The organism is Enterobacter sp. CPE_E863 (assembly GCF_046521465.1).
Classification (GTDB): domain Bacteria; phylum Pseudomonadota; class Gammaproteobacteria; order Enterobacterales; family Enterobacteriaceae; genus Enterobacter; species Enterobacter adelaidei.
In genome coordinates this window covers 580,516-596,688 of the sequence record NZ_JBKFZX010000001.1, presented here as the reverse complement: position 1 = coordinate 596,688, position 16,173 = coordinate 580,516, and the positions used below count along the sequence as shown (strand labels likewise).

The window sequence follows — 16,173 nt, the reverse complement described above, 5'->3', positions numbered from 1 at the left end:
CACTCCTGTGCTTAAAGGCCGACGTCAGGCAGCTGTGGGCGAGTCGCCAGCGCCTTCTCGACAATCGCTACCACCTGCGCACGGGTTTCCCCTTCCAGCGCCAGGCGCGGCGGACGGGTAATCGCGCTGCCGCGGCCCAACAGCTCTTCGCAAAGCTTGATGCACTGCACCAGATCCGGACGCGCATCCAGATGCAGCAGCGGCATAAACCAGCGGTAAAGCGCCATCGCTTCTTCATAGCGCTGCTGTTTTGCCAGGCGGAACAGCGTCTCCCCTTCACGTGGGAACGCGTTCGACATCCCCGAGATCCAGCCTTCTGCCCCCACGGCGATGCTCTCGACCACCACGTCATCCAGCCCGGCAAACAGCACAAAGCGGTCGCCAACGGAATTACGCAGGTCGATAAAGCGGCGGGTATCGCCGGAAGAGTCTTTAAAGCAGACGATGTTGTCGCAGTCAGCGAGCGTCGCCAGGATATCCGGCGTCACGTCGTTTTTGTAGATTGGCGGGTTGTTATACACCATGATTGGCAGGTCAGTGGCGGTTGCCACGCTGCGGAAGTGGGCCGCTGTTTCATGCGGTTTTGAAGAGTACACCAGCGCAGGCATCACCATAATACCGTCAACGCCCACACGCTCGGCCTCTTTCGCCATCTTCTGCGCAAAGGCGGTGGTAAATTCTGCGACACCGGCGATAACCGGGATCTGTCCACCCGCCGCGTCTTTCGCCACTTCGATAATTTGCAGCTTTTCCTGCGTGGTCAGAGAAGTGTTCTCGCCCACGCTGCCGCACACCACCAGGCCGGAAACACCATCCTTGACCAGGTTTTTCATCACCGTATGGGTGGCATCCAGGTCGAGAGAGTAATCGCTGCGAAACTGGGTGCTGACTGCCGGGAATACACCGCTCCAGTGAATGGCTTTCTTGCTCATGTTCGGTTCCTTGTCGTCAATTTGTTAAGTCAAAGTGAATGAATGGTGAATATTCACTGACAGATTGACGTTTCAGGCGTCCGACGGCTTGGTGGTTTTCCTCCTCTTTGATGACGAAATTAGCACAGTGCGTTTGTCTTACCCAGCCAGCGTGACGCGAAAATCACGCGGCGTAGAGCCGGTCATGGCCTTGAACTGGCGGCTAAAGGCGCTGTGATCGGTATAGCCACACTGCAGGGCAATATCGGTAATCGGCGTATCGCCCGCCAGCAGCTCGGTCGCTTTTTCCAGACGGACTTTGTGTATCATCTGACGCGGGGTGAGGTGGAAAATGCGCTTACAGTAGCGTTCAATTTGCGCCACCGACATACCGCTCAGCGCGGTCAGCTCCTCCATGGCGATCGGCCGGTGGTAATGCTTGCGGATATGATCGTCGACGATCGCCAGCCGCTGCCACGCCGGGTGTCGCGCCTGCGCTTCCTGGAGGTCATGTGAAATGCCCGCCATGCCGATCACCTGGCCCTGCGCATCCCGCAGCGCCAGTTTCTGGGTCAGACACCAGCCGCGCTCACGGCCGTTATAGAGATGCATCTCCAGCTGATCGCGCAGCGTCACCCCTTCGCGCAGCACCCGCATATCCTGCTCGGTATAGCCCTGCCCCAGCGCGGAAGGAAAAACATCGGCAGAGGTTTTCCCCAGCAGCGAAGCCACCGTCTTAAATCCGCAGCGACGCGCCAGGGTCATATTGACCATCAGATAGCGCGCCTGCACGTCTTTGACAAAAAACACCACATTAGGAATGGCGTTGAGCAGTGGCGCAATCAACGCCATCGCATGAAGCAAGGTCTGGATATTGTCCGGACGCTGGCGCGCCAGCCCTTCACAAATCTGACTCAGTTCAGCCACTTCCAGCGCTGGCGACGGTGCCAGCACATCATCAATCACACAGGACATCACGCTTCCTCCCGATCGGTGAGCTGGATCTTTATTAACTTTTCGTTAACTCATCAAGCGCCCTTACCGCGTTTTGCGATCCTGCCACAGGTTTATGATTTACCCTGTTTCATTCACTGGCACAGTCGCTACTTTTGGTTTACCACACCATCAACAGAATGATTAATAAGAAATAAATATGAATTTCACTTAAGAATGAAACCGGTCACTGTGCTGATTTCGTCATTTCTGGTGACGAAAGCGATCAAGCAGGAATCCCGGCCTTACGCCAGCATTTAGCAACAAGGTGTTAACTTTCCGGAGATCCCATGACAGCGCAGCACAGCGAACTGAGAGTAATTGACTCCCACACCGGCGGCGAACCGACCCGCCTGGTCATCGACGGTTTTCCGGATCTGGGCGCTGGAAACATGGCCGAGCGCCGGGACCGCTTCGCCCGCGACTACGACGACTGGCGGAAAGCCATCATTCTTGAGCCGCGCGGCAACGATGTCCTGGTCGGCGCTCTGCTCTGTGAACCGGTGTCGCCGAAGGCCACGGCGGGGGTCATCTTCTTCAACAACAGCGGTTTTCTGAACATGTGCGGTCACGGGACGATCGGGCTTGTCGCCTCGCTGGCCTGGCTTGGCCGCATTCAGCCCGGCAAACATCTGATTGAAACCCCGGTGGGTGATGTGACCGCCACGCTGCACGACGATGGCAGCGTTTCGGTAGAAAACGTCCCGGCGTATCGCTGGCGCAAACAGGTGCAGGTTGAAACCGCTCACGGTACGGTCACGGGGGATATCGCCTGGGGCGGAAACTGGTTCTTCCTCGTCAACGATCATCCTTTTGCAGTGACGCCGGACAAGATACCCCAGTTAACGGAGTATGCCTGGGCGATCCGGGAAGGGTTAGAACGTGCAGGTATTCGCGGTGAACATGACGGCATTATCGACCATATTGAGCTCTTCGCGGAGGATGACCGCGCGGACAGCCGCAGCTTTGTGCTCTGTCCGGGAAAAGCCTGGGATCGCTCACCCTGCGGCACCGGCACCAGCGCCAAGCTGGCCTGTCTGGCAGAAGACGGCAAACTCAGGCCGGGAGAAACCTGGCGACAGGCGAGCATCATCGGCAGCGAATTTACCGCCCATTTCGTGCCGCATGGCAACAAGATCATCCCGACGATCCGTGGTGAGGCATGGGTCTGCGGCGATAACCGGTTGATCCTCAATCCTGGCGATCCGTTCCGCTGGGGGATTACGTTGTGACCGACACCGACGTCATTGTCATTGGTGCCAGGATCGTCGGTGCCGCCTGTGCCTGGCAACTGGCAAAGCGCGGGCAGCGGGTCACGCTGATCGACGACGGTAACGCGGGCGCAACGGCAGCAGGGATGGGACATCTGGTGTGCATGGATGACGACCCCGCCGAGCTTACCCTTTCTGCCTGGTCTCTGGCACGCTGGCGGGAACTGACGCCCCGGATGCCGGAAAGCTGCGCCTGGCGCGGGTGTGGCACGCTGTGGCTGGCGGAAACGCCGCAGGAGCTTGAACTGGCAGAAGAAAAACAACGGCGGATGGCGCAACACCAGGTCGCCAGCGACATGCAGACCCGCGACCAGCTTGCCGCACGTGAACCCCTGCTCACCTCCCGGCTCAGCGGCGGGCTGTGGGTGCCCGGAGACGGGATTGTCTACGCGCCAAACGTCGCTCGCTGGTTAATTGATGATGCCGATGTCACGCATCTTCGCGATCGCGCCCTCGCAGTCGATGCCCCCTACGTCACCCTGCACAGCGGCAAACGCCTGCGCGCGCGCGCCATCGTCATCGCCTGCGGTCTGGGGGCCAACGCGCTGCTTGGCGAAAACTGGCTACGGGCGAAAAAAGGCCAACTGGCGATCACCGATCGCTACACCCCGTTGCTCAGCCACCAGCTGGTAGAGCTGGGATACGGTGCCAGCGCCCATGCGGGCGGCACCTCGGTGGCGTTTAACGTCCAGCCGCGTCCCACCGGGCAACTGCTGATTGGCTCTTCCCGCCAGTTCGATAATACCGACCGCGAGCTGGATTTACCGCTTCTGGCCACCATGCTGACACGCGCGCGCCATTTTCTCCCCTCTCTGGATAACCTCAATATCATTCGCTGCTGGAGCGGCTTTCGCGCCGCGTCGGCAGACGGCAACCCGCTCATCGGCCCGCATCCTGCACGGCCGGGTATCTGGCTGGCACTGGGGCACGAAGGGCTGGGTGTCACCACCGCCCCCGCAACCGCCGAACTGCTCTGCGCGCAGATCCTCGGCGAACGCTCACCCGTTTCACCGGATGCCTGGCTCCCCGCGCGGCTGCAAAAACAGGAGGCCATTGCATGACGACCCTGAAGCTGATTATCGAAGGCGAACCCTGCGACGTTCCTGCTGGCATCAGCATCGCAGCGGCGCTGGCACTCACGGGTAGCGGCGTGACGCGAAGTTCAGTCAGCGGTGAGCTGCGCGCACCCTTCTGCGGCATGGGCGTTTGCCAGGAGTGTCGCGTCACGGTGAATGGACGACGGGTGCTGGCCTGCCAGACGGAATGCCAGCCCGACATGGTGATTGAAAGGAGCCAACATGCGAACGTTTGAGTGCGAGATCCTTGTCCTCGGTGCCGGGCCAGCCGGGCTGTCGGCAGCACTGGCCGCTGCACGCTGTGGAAAGTCGGTGATGGTGCTTGACGACAACCCGCGCCCTGGGGGGCAAATCTGGCGTGATGGTCCGCAGGTTTCGCTGCCTCCGCGCGCCTTACGCCTGCGGCAGGCAGTGGCGGAACAGCCGGGCATTACGCTACTGAACGGCGCCCGGTTGATTGCCCGCCCTGAATCGCATTGCGTTGTTTTTGAAACCGCAGACAGTTGCGGCGAGATCCGCTGGCAGCGGTTAATTTTATGCTGCGGCGCACGGGAACTCTCCCTGCCGTTTCCTGGCTGGACGCTTCCCGGCGTAACGGGAGCCGGTGGGCTACAGGCACAGATTAAACATGGCCTGCCGCTCAACGGCGAGCGGGTCGTCATTGCCGGCAGCGGGCCACTGCTGCTGGCGGTCGCCGGTACGGTGAAACGCGCAGGCGGAAATATCGTCGCCATCATCGAACAGGCGCCGGTGAGCGCGCTGGCCCGGTTCGCGGCTGGGCTCTGGCGCTGGCCAGAAAAACTGCTCCAGCTCGGCGAGCTTTTTCCGGCTCACTATCGCCCGGGAAGCCAGGTCATCCACGCCCGGGGAGATGCGCATCTCCAGTCCGTGACCGTACGCCACGGCGGGAAAAATCAGGAGATAGCCTGTGACAGGCTGGCGATCGGCTACGGACTGGTGCCCAATCTCGAGCCGGGTCTTATCTTCGGCTGCACAACAGAAAATCAGGCGATCCGGGTCGATGCGTCTCAACGCACCAGCGTGGAGGATATCTATGCTGCGGGAGAATGCACCGGCTTTGGCGGCAGCGAGCTGGCGCTGGCCGAGGGGGAAATTGCGGGCTATATCGCGGCGGATAACCCCGGGAAGGCGGAAAAAGCCATCGCCGCCCGTACCCGCTGGCAGCGTTTTGCCCGGGCGCTCCATGCCACCTTCGCCTTACCGGAATCGCTAAAAGAGGTTGCCACTGCCGACACCCTGCTCTGTCGCTGCGAAGATGTGCGCTGCGGCGATGTGCAACATGCAGAGAGCTGGCAGGCGGCAAAGCTCGCCTCGCGCTGTGGCATGGGTGCCTGTCAGGGGAAAACCTGCGCCACCAGCGCCCGCTGGCTGTACGGCTGGCCGCTGCCGCACCCGCGCGAGCCGCTTTCCCCCGCGCGAATCGACACGCTGATCCACCTGGCAAAACCGGAGGGCTGAGTTACTCCTCTTCCCCGCGTTCGGCAATATGGCGATTGCCGAGCGCGATGAACTCTTCCAGTAGCGCCGTTAGCTGTTTCATTTTCTCCGGCGTGTATTCCGCTTCAATCTGCTGGTAGGCCTCTTCCACCTGCGCCTGGGCGTGTTCGTACAGCGCGTTCCCCTCTTTGGTCAGCGACACGTACAGCTTGCGCTGGTCGTTCACCGGCTTTAAGCGCAGCACCAGCCCGTCGCGCTCCATGCGCGTCAGAATACCCGTCAGGCTCGGGCGCAAAATACAGGTCCGAAATGCGAGGTCGTGGAAATCCATCGACGGATGTTCAGCCAGCACGCGCACAATCCGCCACTGCTGTTCGGTCAGGTTATGCCGCTTCACGATCGGGCGGAAGTAAGACATCGCCGCTTCCCGCGCCTGCAACAGCGCGATGGTTAATGAATCATGCATAGCCTCTCCCCACCAGTTATTAACAAGTAAACAATCACACAAAAGATGTTTTTATAAACAACTCGTTTTACGTCAAAAAGTCTAACAGAAACAACCCTATTTTATTAACTGCATGATAAATAAATATTTAATTATCTATATGTAAATTTATTGTTATTCATATCACAAATTTTTCACTTCTGATTGCGAAACGAACAGCAAAAGCATAAAACCAAATCATTAACATATTAACGAAATCACAACCCGGACTTTCAGGGTGAGGAGTAGTCAATGAAAGGTACTGTTTTTGCCGTCGCATTGAACCATCAAAGCCAGCGTGATGCATGGCGCGACGCGTTTGAAAAAGCCCCCTACACCACGCCGCCAAAAACGGCGGTGTGGTTTATCAAACCGCATAACACCGTGATCCGCGCAGGCGAGCCCATTCCGTTCCCAGAAGGTGAAACGGTGTTAAGCGGTGCGACGGTGGCACTGGTCGTGGGCAAAACTGCCAGCAAGGTGCGCGTGGAAGACGCGGCGGCATACATCGCGGGATATGCGTTAGCCAATGAAGTGAGCCTGCCGGAAGAGAGTTTCTACCGCCCGGCGATTAAGGCCAAATGCCGTGACGGTTTTTGTCCGCTGGGTGAGCTTGTCGCCGTTGATAACGTCGATAACCTGACCATCATCACCGAAATCAACGGTCGCGAAGCCGACCACTGGAACACGGCCGATTTGCAGCGCAACGCCGCCGAACTGCTCAGCGCCCTGAGCGAATTCGCCACCCTCAATCCCGGTGATGCCATTCTGCTCGGTACTCCGCATTCCCGCGTCTCCCTGCAGCCCGGCGATCGCGTGCGCATTCTGGCGAAAGGTTTTCCCCCGCTGGAAAACCCGGTGGTGAATGAACGCGACGTAGCCATCGCACACGGCCCGCACCCGCATGCCACGCTGTTTGCTCTGGGGCTGAACTACGCCGATCACGCCAGCGAACTGGACTTCAAACCGCCCACCGAGCCGCTGGTGTTTATCAAAGCCCCGAACACCTTTAACGGTGATAACCAGACGTCGGTACGCCCGGACAACGTTGAGTACATGCACTACGAGGCGGAGCTGGTGGTGGTCATCGGCAAAACCGCCCGCAAGGTGAGTGAAGCCGACGCGATGGACTACGTGGCGGGCTATACGGTGTGCAACGACTACGCCATCCGCGACTATCTCGAAAATTACTATCGCCCGAATCTGCGCGTCAAAAGCCGCGACGGGCTGACGCCGATTTCCCCCAACATCGTGCCGAAAGCGGCCATTCCCGACCCGCACAACCTGGCCCTTCGCACCTTTGTTAACGGCGAATTACGCCAGGAAGGCACCACGGCAGACCTGATCTTCAGCATCCCGTTCCTGATTGCGTACCTGAGCGAATTTATGACCCTGCAGCCGGGCGACATGATTGCCACCGGCACGCCGAAAGGGCTTTCCGACGTGGTGCCGGGTGACGAAGTGGTGGTGGAAGTAGAAGGCGTGGGCCGCCTGGTGAACCGAATTGTCAGTGAGGAGACGACAAAATGAAAAAGATAAACCATTGGATCAACGGTAAAAACGTGGCGGGAAGTGACTACTTCCACACCACTAACCCGGCGTCTGGCGAGGTGCTGGCAGAAGTCGCTTCCGGCGGCGAAGCCGAAGTGAACCAGGCCGTAGCGGCGGCAAAAGAGGCATTCCCGAAATGGGCTAACCTGCCGATGAAAGAGCGCGCGCGCCTGATGCGTCGTCTGGGCGATCTGATCGACCAGAACGTCCCTGAGATCGCCGCCATGGAGACCGCCGACACCGGCCTGCCGATCCACCAGACTAAAAACGTGCTGATCCCACGCGCCTCGCACAACTTCGAGTTTTTCGCCGAGGTGTGCCAGCAGATGAACGGCAAGACCTACCCGGTTGACGACAAGATGCTCAACTACACCCTGGTGCAGCCGGTGGGCGTTTGTGCGCTGGTGTCGCCGTGGAACGTGCCGTTTATGACTGCCACCTGGAAGGTTGCGCCGTGCCTCGCGCTGGGCAATACCGCAGTGCTGAAGATGTCTGAGCTTTCCCCGCTGACCGCCGACCGTCTGGGCGAGCTGGCGCTGGAGGCGGGCATTCCGGCGGGCGTGCTGAACGTAGTGCAGGGCTACGGTGCAACGGCGGGCGATGCGCTGGTGCGTCATCGCGACGTGCGCGCCGTGTCATTCACCGGCGGTACGGCTACCGGGCGCAATATCATGAAAAACGCCGGGCTGAAGAAATACTCCATGGAGCTGGGCGGTAAATCCCCGGTGCTGATTTTTGAAGATGCCGATATCGAGCGCGCCCTGGATGCCGCCCTGTTCACCATTTTCTCTATCAACGGCGAGCGCTGCACCGCGGGCTCGCGCATCTTCATTCAGCAGAGCATCTACCCGGAATTCGTCAAACGCTTCGCGGAACGCGCCAACCGCCTGCGCGTGGGCGACCCGACCGATCCGAACACTCAGGTCGGCGCGCTGATCAGCCAGCAGCACTGGGAGAAAGTCTCCGGCTACATCCGTCTCGGTATTGAAGAAGGCGCGGCCCTGCTGGCCGGCGGGCCGGATAAACCGACCGATCTGCCTGCGCACCTGAGAGGCGGCAACTTCCTGCGCCCAACCGTGCTCGCGGACGTCGATAACCGTATGCGCGTGGCACAGGAGGAGATCTTCGGGCCGGTGGCGTGCCTGCTGCCGTTTAAAGACGAAGCGGAAGGCCTGCGTCTGGCCAACGACGTGGAGTACGGTCTGGCGTCGTACATCTGGACCCAGGACGTGAGCAAAGTGCTGCGCCTGGCGCGCAATATCGAAGCGGGCATGGTGTTTGTGAACACTCAGAACGTGCGCGACCTGCGCCAGCCGTTTGGCGGCGTGAAGGCCTCCGGCACCGGCCGCGAGGGCGGCGAGTACAGCTTCGAAGTGTTTGCGGAGATGAAGAACGTCTGCATCTCTATGGGCGACCATCCGATTCCAAAATGGGGAGTCTGATATGGGCACGTTAGCGTTAGCGGCAAAAATTACCCACGTTCCGTCGATGTACCTTTCTGAGCTGCCGGGGAAAAACCACGGCTGCCGTCAGTCGGCCATCGACGGACACAAAGAGATCAGCAAGCGCTGCCGCGAGCTGGGCGTCGATACCATTATTGTTTTCGACACCCACTGGCTGGTGAACAGCGCGTACCACATTAACTGTGCGGACCATTTTTCCGGCATCTACACCAGCAACGAGCTGCCGCACTTTATCCGCGACATGACCTACGACTACGACGGTAACCCGGCGCTCGGCCAGCTTATCGCCGACGAAGCGGTGAAGCTTGGCGTGCGCGCCAAAGCGCACAACATCCCGAGCCTGAAGCTGGAGTACGGCACGCTGGTGCCGATGCGCTACATGAACAGCGACAAGCACTTCAAAGTGATCTCCATTTCAGCGTTCTGCACCGTTCACGACTTCGCCGACAGCCGCAGGCTCGGCGAAGCCATCGTCAGCGCGATTGAGAAATACGACGGCACGGTCGCGGTACTGGCGAGCGGGTCGCTGTCGCACCGCTTTATTGACGACCAGCGCGCGGAAGAAGGGATGAACAGCTACACCCGCGAGTTCGACCGCCAGATGGACGAGCGCGTGGTGAAGCTGTGGCGCGAAGGCCAGTTCAAAGAGTTTTGCAGCATGCTGCCGGAGTACGCCGACTACTGCTATGGGGAAGGCAATATGCACGACACGGTGATGCTGCTGGGGATGCTCGGCTGGGACAATTACGACGGCAAGGTGGAGTTTCTCACCGAGCTGTTTGCCAGCTCCGGCACCGGCCAGGTCAACGCTGTTTTCCCACTGCCCGCTTAAGGAGCCACCATGCCGCATTTTATCGCTGAATGTACCGACAATATCCGCGAGCAGGCCGACCTGCCGGGACTGTTCGCCAAAGTGAACGAGGCGCTGGCCGCCACGGGCATTTTCCCGCTCGGGGGCATCCGCAGCCGCGCGCACTGGCTGGATACCTGGCAGATGGCCGACGGCAAACATGATTACGCCTTTGTACACATGACCTTGAAAATCGGTGCCGGGCGAAGCCTGGAGAGCCGTGAGGCCGTGGGTGAGATGCTGTTTGCGCTTATCAAAACGCATTTCGCGGATCTGATGGCGGCTCGCTATCTGGCGCTGTCGTTTGAGCTCGACGAGCTTCACCCGACGCTCAATTACAAACAAAACAACGTGCACGCGTTGTTTAAGTAGACATCTTTTCGCCCGGTGGCGCTTCGCTTACCGGGCCTACAACGGCTCGAACGTAGGCCGGGTAAGCGAAGCGCCACCCGGCAACAGCCGCACAAAGGATACGCCATGCTCGATAAACACACCCATACCCTGATCGCCCATCGTCTGCACCAGGCGGAGCAATCCCGCGAGCAGATCCGCCAGATCTCGCTGGACTACCCGACGATCACCATCGACGACGCCTACGCCGTGCAGCGCGAATGGGTCAGCCTGAAAATCGCCGAAGGCCGCGTGCTGAAAGGCCACAAGATCGGCCTGACCTCCAAAGCGATGCAGGCCAGCTCGCAGATCAGCGAACCGGATTACGGCGCGCTGCTGGACGACATGTTCTTCCACGACGGCAGCGACATCCCTGTCGATCGCTTTATCGTTCCGCGCATCGAAGTGGAGCTGGCCTTCGTGCTGGCCAAACCGCTGCGCGGCCCGAACTGCACGATCTTCGACGTCTACAACGCTACGGATTACGTGATCCCGGCGCTGGAACTGATCGACGCCCGCTGCCACAACATCGATCCCGACACCCAACGCCCGCGCAAAGTGTTCGACACCATCTCCGACAACGCCGCCAACGCTGGGGTGATCCTCGGTGGGCGCCCGATTAAACCCGACGAGCTGGATCTGCGCTGGATCTCCGCCCTGCTCTATCGCAACGGCGTGATCGAAGAGACCGGCGTCGCAGCAGGCGTGCTGAACCATCCGGCGAACGGCGTGGCGTGGCTGGCGAACAAACTGGCCCCGTACGACGTGCAGCTTGAACCGGGGCAAATCATCCTCGGCGGTTCGTTTACCCGCCCGGTGGCTGCCAGCAAGGGCGATACCTTCCATGTCGACTACGGCAACATGGGCTCCATCAGTTGCCGCTTCGTCTAGGAGACAACCATGCAAAACGCATTCAAAGCGGCGCTGAAATCCGGAACGCCGCAAATTGGGTTATGGCTGGGGCTGACCAGCAGCTACAGCGCCGAACTGCTGGCAGGCGCGGGCTTCGACTGGCTGCTGATCGACGGTGAACACGCACCAAACAATGTGCAAACCGTCTTAACGCAGCTACAGGCAATTGCGCCTTACGCCAGCCAGCCGGTCGTGCGCCCGTCGTGGAACGATCCCGTGCAGATCAAACAGCTGCTCGACGTGGGCGCGCAAACCCTGCTGGTACCGATGGTGCAAAACGCCGATGAAGCCCGGCTGGCGGTAAGCGCTACCCGTTATCCCCCTGCGGGTATTCGCGGTGTGGGCAGCGCGCTGGCCCGTGCGTCGCGCTGGAACCGTATCCCGGATTACCTGCAACAGGCGAACGATGCCATGTGCGTACTGGTGCAAATCGAAACCCGCGAGGCGCTAAAAAATCTGCCGCAGATCCTGGACGTGGAAGGGGTCGACGGGGTGTTTATCGGCCCGGCGGATCTCAGCGCCGACATGGGTTTTGCGGGTAATCCGCAGCACCCGGACGTACAGGCCGCTATCGAACAGGCCATTGCCCAGATACGCGACGCAGGTAAAGCGCCCGGCATCCTGATGGCGAATGAAGCGCTGGCAAAACGCTATCTCGAACTCGGCGCATTGTTTGTCGCCGTCGGCGTTGATACCACCCTGCTCGCCCGCAGCGCCGAAGCCCTGGCTGCAAGATTTATCGAAAAACCGGTTACGTCAGTTAATAACAATAAATCCGTCTACTAAACGTAAGATCTGGAGCGCACCATGACGACCTCTACCCTGCAAAATAATAAAGCTGTTGAACATCGCGTCATTAACAAACTGTTCCGTCGCTTGATCGTGTTTCTCTTTATCCTGTTTGTCTTCTCGTTTCTCGACCGCATTAACATTGGCTTTGCCGGGCTGACGATGGGCAAAGATCTGGGCTTGACCTCCACCATGTTTGGCCTGGCGGCAACGCTGTTTTACGTCACCTACGTGCTGTGTGGGATCCCGAGCAACATCATGCTGGCCAGGATCGGCGCACGCCGCTGGATCGCCGGGATCATGGTGGTGTGGGGTATTGCCTCGACCAGCACCATGTTCGCCACCAGCCCGCAGACGCTCTACGTCCTGCGTATGCTGGTGGGCATTGCCGAAGCCGGCTTCCTGCCGGGGATCCTGGTCTATCTCACCTGGTGGTTCCCGGCGTATCACCGTGCCCGCGCCAACGCGCTGTTTATGATTGCCATGCCGGTGACCATGATGCTCGGCTCGATCCTCTCCGGGTACATTCTGGCTATGGACGGGCTATGGAACCTGAAAGGCTGGCAGTGGCTGTTCCTGCTGGAAGGCCTGCCGTCCGTGGTGCTTGGCGTAGTGACCTGGTTCTTCCTTAACGACACGCCGGATCAGGCCACCTGGCTTGATGATGACGAAAAGCAGGCGCTCAAAACCATGATCGCCCGCGAACAGGAGCTTGCCGTTGCGCATTCCGCCACGCCGCGCTCGACGCTGCGTGAAGTATTGACCCCTGCGGTGCTGCTCTACACCCTGGCCTACTTCTGTCTGACCAACACGCTGAGTGCAATCAACATCTGGACGCCGCAGATCCTGCAAAGCTTTAACAGCCACAGCAGCAATATCGTGATCGGCCTGCTGGCGGCGATCCCGCAGTTTTGTACCATCCTCGGGATGATCTGGTGGAGCCGCCGCTCCGACAGGCTGAAAGAGCGAAAAAAGCACACCATCCTGCCGTATCTGTTCGCGGCGGCGGGATGGATGCTGGCCTCGGCGACGGATCACAGTCTGATCCAACTACTTGGCATCATCATGGCCTCAACCGGATCGTTTACCGCCATGGCGATATTCTGGACCACGCCGGATCAGGTTATTAGCCTGCAATCCCGCGCGGTGGCACTGGCGGTGATCAATGCCATCGGCAACGTGGGATCTGCCGTCAGCCCGCTGCTGATCGGCATTCTGCGTGATGCGACAGGAAGCTTCAGTTCAGGGCTGTGGTTTGTCGCCGGGCTGCTGGTGGTCGGTGCGCTGGTATTAACACGCATCCCGATGACGCACCGGGAGCAGCAGAGGAGCGGCCATGTGCCAGAGCCCCATCGCCAACATTGATATCAGCAAGGAGTACGACGAAAGTCTGGGCACCGACGATGTGCACTACCAGTCGTTCGCGCGCATGGCGGCCTTTTTTGGCCGCGACATGCAGGCGCATCGTCACGACCAGTATTTTCAGATGCACTTTCTTGATACCGGGCAGATTGAACTTCAGCTCGACGATCACCGCTATTCGGTGCAGGCGCCGCTTTTCGTCCTTACGCCACCGTCGGTGCCGCACGCGTTTATCACCGAATCTGACAGCGACGGGCATGTCCTGACCGTGCGCGAGGATCTGATCTGGCCGCTGCTGGAAGTGCTCTACCCCGGCACGCGTGAAACGTTCGGCCTGCCGGGGATCTGCTTGTCCCTGGCCGACAAACCGGATGAACTGGCGGCGCTGAAACACTACTGGCGGCTGATCGAACGCGAATCCACGGAACAGCTGCCCGGACGTGAACATACGCTGGCACTTTTGGCACAGGCGGTGTTCACCCTGCTGCTGCGCAACGCGAAGCTCGACGACCATGCTTCAGGCGGGATGCGCGGCGAGCTCAAACTTTTCCAGCGCTTTACGCAACTGATTGATGCGCACTACCACCAGCACTGGACGGTGCCGGAATATGCCAGCGAACTTCATCTCACCGAATCCCGTCTGACCGATATCTGCCGCCGCTTTGCCAACCGTCCGCCGAAGCGGCTGATCTTCGACCGCCAGCTGCGCGAAGCCAGGCGGTTGCTGCTCTTCTCCGACAGCGCGGTCAGTGAGATTGCCTGGCAGCTCGGGTTTAAAGATCCGGCCTATTTTGCCCGCTTTTTTAACCGTTTAGTGGGGTGCTCGCCGAGCAGCTATCGGGCGCAGAAAGTACCGGTGTCACCTGTTCCCCACCCCCTGCCCTCTCCCAAAGGGAGAGGGAGTAACCGTCCCCTCTCCCTCTGGGAGAGGGTTAGGGTGAGGGAAATCACACTCTGCGATCTCTCGCGAAAAGTACCCGCCGTTGTCCCAATCGTCCCTTCACGTTCCTCCCCTCTCACGCTTCAATTAAACAACAAAAACAAAACATAAATTTAACAACCCTATTCCGATACGAGGTCCCTATGAAGCCAGAAGATTTCCGCGCTGATGCCAAACGCCCGTTAACCGGCGAAGAGTATTTAAAAAGCCTGCAGGACGGTCGTGAGATTTATATCTACGGCGAGCGCGTCAAAGACGTCACCACCCACCCGGCATTTCGTAATGCGGCAGCCTCCATCGCGCAGATGTACGATGCCCTGCACAAGCCGGACATGCAGGACACGCTGTGCTGGGGTACCGATACGGGCAGTGGCGGCTATACCCATAAGTTCTTCCGCGTGGCGAAAAGCGCCGACGACCTGCGCCAGCAGCGTGATGCCATCGCCGAGTGGTCGCGCCTGAGCTACGGCTGGATGGGGCGCACGCCGGATTACAAAGCGGCATTTGGTTGCGCGCTCGGCGCTAACCCGGCCTTCTACGGTCAGTTCGAACAGAACGCTCGCAACTGGTACACCCGCATTCAGGAAACCGGCCTGTACTTCAACCACGCGATCGTTAACCCCCCGATCGATCGCCATAAACCCGCCGATGAAGTGAAAGATGTCTACATCAAGATGGAGAAAGAGACCGACGCGGGAATTATCGTCAGCGGTGCGAAAGTGGTGGCCACCAACTCGGCGCTGACTCACTACAACATGATTGGCTTCGGCTCCGCGCAGGTGATGGGCGAAAACCCGGACTTCGCACTGATGTTCGTCGCCCCGATGGATGCCGAAGGCGTGAAGCTGATCTCCCGCGCCTCTTACGAGATGGTGGCAGGCGCAACAGGCTCCCCGTACGACTACCCGCTCTCCAGCCGCTTCGACGAGAACGACGCGATCCTGGTGATGGACAATGTGCTGATCCCGTGGGAAAACGTGCTGATCTACCGCGATTTCGACCGTTGCCGTCGCTGGACAATGGAAGGTGGCTTTGCCCGTATGTACCCGCTGCAGGCCTGCGTACGTCTGGCGGTGAAGCTCGACTTCATCACTGCCCTGCTGAAGAAATCCCTGGAGTGTACCGGTACCCTGGAGTTCCGCGGCGTGCAGGCAGATCTCGGCGAAGTGGTGGCCTGGCGCAACATGTTCTGGGCGCTGAGCGACTCCATGTGCTCTGAAGCCACGCCGTGGGTCAACGGTGCGTATCTGCCGGATCACGCCGCGCTGCAAACCTACCGCGTAATGGCGCCGATGGCCTACGCGAAGATCAAGAACATCATCGAACGTAACGTGACGTCCGGTCTGATCTACCTGCCGTCCAGTGCCCGGGATCTGAACAACCCGCAGATCGACCAGTATCTGGCGAAATACGTGCGCGGCTCCAACGGTATGGATCACGTCGAACGCATCAAGATTTTAAAACTGATGTGGGACGCCATCGGCAGCGAATTTGGCGGCCGTCACGAGCTGTACGAAATCAACTACTCCGGTAGCCAGGATGAGATCCGCCTGCAGTGTCTGCGTCAGGCGCAGAGCTCCGGCAACATGGACAAGATGATGGCAATGGTCGACCGCTGCATGTCCGAGTACGACCAACACGGCTGGACGGTGCCGCACCTGCACAACAACAGCGATATCAACATGCTGGATAAGCTGCTGAAATAACGCAGCGGGAGATGACA

15 protein-coding genes and 1 pseudogene are annotated in these 16,173 nt (G+C 59.5%); 13 read left to right on the top strand and 3 right to left on the bottom strand.

Translation table 11 applies throughout. The annotated features are described in order from the left end of the window. Positions 1 to 11 precede the first annotated feature (11 nt). Positions 12 to 932, bottom strand: a complete 921-nt coding sequence (locus ACLHV8_RS02800) for a dihydrodipicolinate synthase family protein (protein WP_049007403.1) — start codon at positions 930 to 932, stop codon at positions 12 to 14. 138 nt (positions 933 to 1,070) lie between these two features. Beyond that, positions 1,071 to 1,886, bottom strand: coding sequence for an AraC family transcriptional regulator (locus tag ACLHV8_RS02795; protein ID WP_208594024.1), 816 nt, complete (start codon positions 1,884 to 1,886; stop codon positions 1,071 to 1,073). Positions 1,887 to 2,194: 308 nt separating this feature from the next. Between ACLHV8_RS02795 and ACLHV8_RS02790 the strand changes: the two genes are divergently transcribed. From ACLHV8_RS02790 to ACLHV8_RS02775, 4 genes are read left to right on the top strand one after another with little or no spacing between them, the layout of a single operon-like run. After that, entirely contained in the window at positions 2,195 to 3,136 is a 942-nt protein-coding gene (locus tag ACLHV8_RS02790; protein WP_028016566.1) for a 4-hydroxyproline epimerase, read from the top strand. Next, positions 3,133 to 4,236: an NAD(P)/FAD-dependent oxidoreductase gene (locus tag ACLHV8_RS02785; protein WP_208594025.1), complete on the top strand. Its 1,104-nt coding sequence runs from the start codon at positions 3,133 to 3,135 to the stop codon at positions 4,234 to 4,236. The genes ACLHV8_RS02790 and ACLHV8_RS02785 overlap by 4 nt, the downstream gene beginning before the upstream one ends. Next, entirely contained in the window at positions 4,233 to 4,487 is a 255-nt protein-coding gene (locus ACLHV8_RS02780; protein ID WP_134708252.1) for a (2Fe-2S)-binding protein, read from the top strand. Before ACLHV8_RS02785 ends, ACLHV8_RS02780 begins: the two co-directional genes overlap by 4 nt. Beyond that, entirely contained in the window at positions 4,474 to 5,730 is a 1,257-nt protein-coding gene (locus ACLHV8_RS02775) for an FAD/NAD(P)-binding oxidoreductase (RefSeq protein WP_208594026.1), read from the top strand. The genes ACLHV8_RS02780 and ACLHV8_RS02775 overlap by 14 nt, the downstream gene beginning before the upstream one ends. A 1-nt stretch (position 5,731) precedes the next feature. Here ACLHV8_RS02775 and hpaR read toward each other — a convergent pair whose 3' ends face one another. Continuing rightward, positions 5,732 to 6,175, bottom strand: a complete 444-nt coding sequence (gene hpaR, locus ACLHV8_RS02770; protein WP_028016562.1) for a homoprotocatechuate degradation operon regulator HpaR — start codon at positions 6,173 to 6,175, stop codon at positions 5,732 to 5,734. 270 nt (positions 6,176 to 6,445) lie between these two features. Between hpaR and hpaG the strand changes: the two genes are divergently transcribed. The 9 genes and pseudogenes from hpaG (at position 6,446) to hpaB (ending at position 16,156) form a co-directional block, all read left to right on the top strand. Next, positions 6,446 to 7,723 (top strand): 4-hydroxyphenylacetate degradation bifunctional isomerase/decarboxylase, encoded by a 1,278-nt coding sequence (hpaG, locus tag ACLHV8_RS02765; RefSeq protein ID WP_208594027.1) that lies wholly within the window; start codon positions 6,446 to 6,448, stop codon positions 7,721 to 7,723. Then, positions 7,720 to 9,186: a 5-carboxymethyl-2-hydroxymuconate semialdehyde dehydrogenase gene (gene hpaE / locus ACLHV8_RS02760; RefSeq protein ID WP_410376753.1), complete on the top strand. Its 1,467-nt coding sequence runs from the start codon at positions 7,720 to 7,722 to the stop codon at positions 9,184 to 9,186. Before hpaG ends, hpaE begins: the two co-directional genes overlap by 4 nt. A gap of 1 nt (position 9,187) precedes the next feature. After that, a complete protein-coding gene (hpaD, locus tag ACLHV8_RS02755; protein WP_208594029.1) occupies positions 9,188 to 10,039 on the top strand; it encodes a 3,4-dihydroxyphenylacetate 2,3-dioxygenase in 852 nt (283 codons plus the stop codon). A gap of 9 nt (positions 10,040 to 10,048) precedes the next feature. Then, positions 10,049 to 10,429 (top strand): 5-carboxymethyl-2-hydroxymuconate Delta-isomerase, encoded by a 381-nt coding sequence (locus tag ACLHV8_RS02750; RefSeq protein ID WP_028016558.1) that lies wholly within the window; start codon positions 10,049 to 10,051, stop codon positions 10,427 to 10,429. Between the two features lie 105 nt (positions 10,430 to 10,534). Beyond that, positions 10,535 to 11,338: a 2-oxo-hept-4-ene-1,7-dioate hydratase gene (hpaH, locus tag ACLHV8_RS02745; protein WP_108089514.1), complete on the top strand. Its 804-nt coding sequence runs from the start codon at positions 10,535 to 10,537 to the stop codon at positions 11,336 to 11,338. Between the two features lie 9 nt (positions 11,339 to 11,347). After that, a complete protein-coding gene (gene hpaI, locus ACLHV8_RS02740; RefSeq protein WP_128348638.1) occupies positions 11,348 to 12,145 on the top strand; it encodes a 4-hydroxy-2-oxoheptanedioate aldolase in 798 nt (265 codons plus the stop codon). 21 nt (positions 12,146 to 12,166) lie between these two features. Continuing rightward, positions 12,167 to 13,513 carry a 4-hydroxyphenylacetate permease gene (gene hpaX, locus ACLHV8_RS02735; RefSeq protein WP_208594030.1) on the top strand — a complete coding sequence of 449 codons (1,347 nt, stop codon included), beginning with the start codon at positions 12,167 to 12,169 and terminating at the stop codon, positions 13,511 to 13,513. Beyond that, positions 13,485 to 14,372 (top strand): annotated as a pseudogene (gene hpaA / locus ACLHV8_RS02730) (4-hydroxyphenylacetate catabolism regulatory protein HpaA); the annotation flags it as partial. The gene hpaX and the pseudogene hpaA, both read left to right, overlap by 29 nt. A gap of 221 nt (positions 14,373 to 14,593) precedes the next feature. Further along, complete coding sequence (gene hpaB, locus ACLHV8_RS02725; RefSeq protein ID WP_208594032.1) at positions 14,594 to 16,156, top strand: 4-hydroxyphenylacetate 3-monooxygenase, oxygenase component; 1,563 nt, start codon at positions 14,594 to 14,596, stop codon at positions 16,154 to 16,156. Positions 16,157 to 16,173: the final 17 nt, after the last annotated feature.

What these genes read in the sequence shown, in the direction of transcription:
- ACLHV8_RS02800 (WP_049007403.1), bottom strand. Translation starts at nt 932, where the DNA reads ATGAGCAAGAAAGCCATTCACTGGAGCGGTGTATTCCCGGCAGTCAGC.
- ACLHV8_RS02795 (WP_208594024.1), bottom strand. Translation starts at nt 1,886, where the DNA reads ATGTCCTGTGTGATTGATGATGTGCTGGCACCGTCGCCAGCGCTGGAA.
- ACLHV8_RS02790 (WP_028016566.1), top strand. Translation starts at nt 2,195, where the DNA reads ATGACAGCGCAGCACAGCGAACTGAGAGTAATTGACTCCCACACCGGC.
- ACLHV8_RS02780 (WP_134708252.1), top strand. Translation starts at nt 4,233, where the DNA reads ATGACGACCCTGAAGCTGATTATCGAAGGCGAACCCTGCGACGTTCCT.
- ACLHV8_RS02775 (WP_208594026.1), top strand. Translation starts at nt 4,474, where the DNA reads ATGCGAACGTTTGAGTGCGAGATCCTTGTCCTCGGTGCCGGGCCAGCC.
- hpaR (WP_028016562.1), bottom strand. Translation starts at nt 6,175, where the DNA reads ATGCATGATTCATTAACCATCGCGCTGTTGCAGGCGCGGGAAGCGGCG.
- hpaG (WP_208594027.1), top strand. Translation starts at nt 6,446, where the DNA reads ATGAAAGGTACTGTTTTTGCCGTCGCATTGAACCATCAAAGCCAGCGT.
- hpaE (WP_410376753.1), top strand. Translation starts at nt 7,720, where the DNA reads ATGAAAAAGATAAACCATTGGATCAACGGTAAAAACGTGGCGGGAAGT.
- hpaD (WP_208594029.1), top strand. Translation starts at nt 9,188, where the DNA reads ATGGGCACGTTAGCGTTAGCGGCAAAAATTACCCACGTTCCGTCGATG.
- ACLHV8_RS02750 (WP_028016558.1), top strand. Translation starts at nt 10,049, where the DNA reads ATGCCGCATTTTATCGCTGAATGTACCGACAATATCCGCGAGCAGGCC.
- hpaH (WP_108089514.1), top strand. Translation starts at nt 10,535, where the DNA reads ATGCTCGATAAACACACCCATACCCTGATCGCCCATCGTCTGCACCAG.
- hpaI (WP_128348638.1), top strand. Translation starts at nt 11,348, where the DNA reads ATGCAAAACGCATTCAAAGCGGCGCTGAAATCCGGAACGCCGCAAATT.
- hpaX (WP_208594030.1), top strand. Translation starts at nt 12,167, where the DNA reads ATGACGACCTCTACCCTGCAAAATAATAAAGCTGTTGAACATCGCGTC.
- hpaB (WP_208594032.1), top strand. Translation starts at nt 14,594, where the DNA reads ATGAAGCCAGAAGATTTCCGCGCTGATGCCAAACGCCCGTTAACCGGC.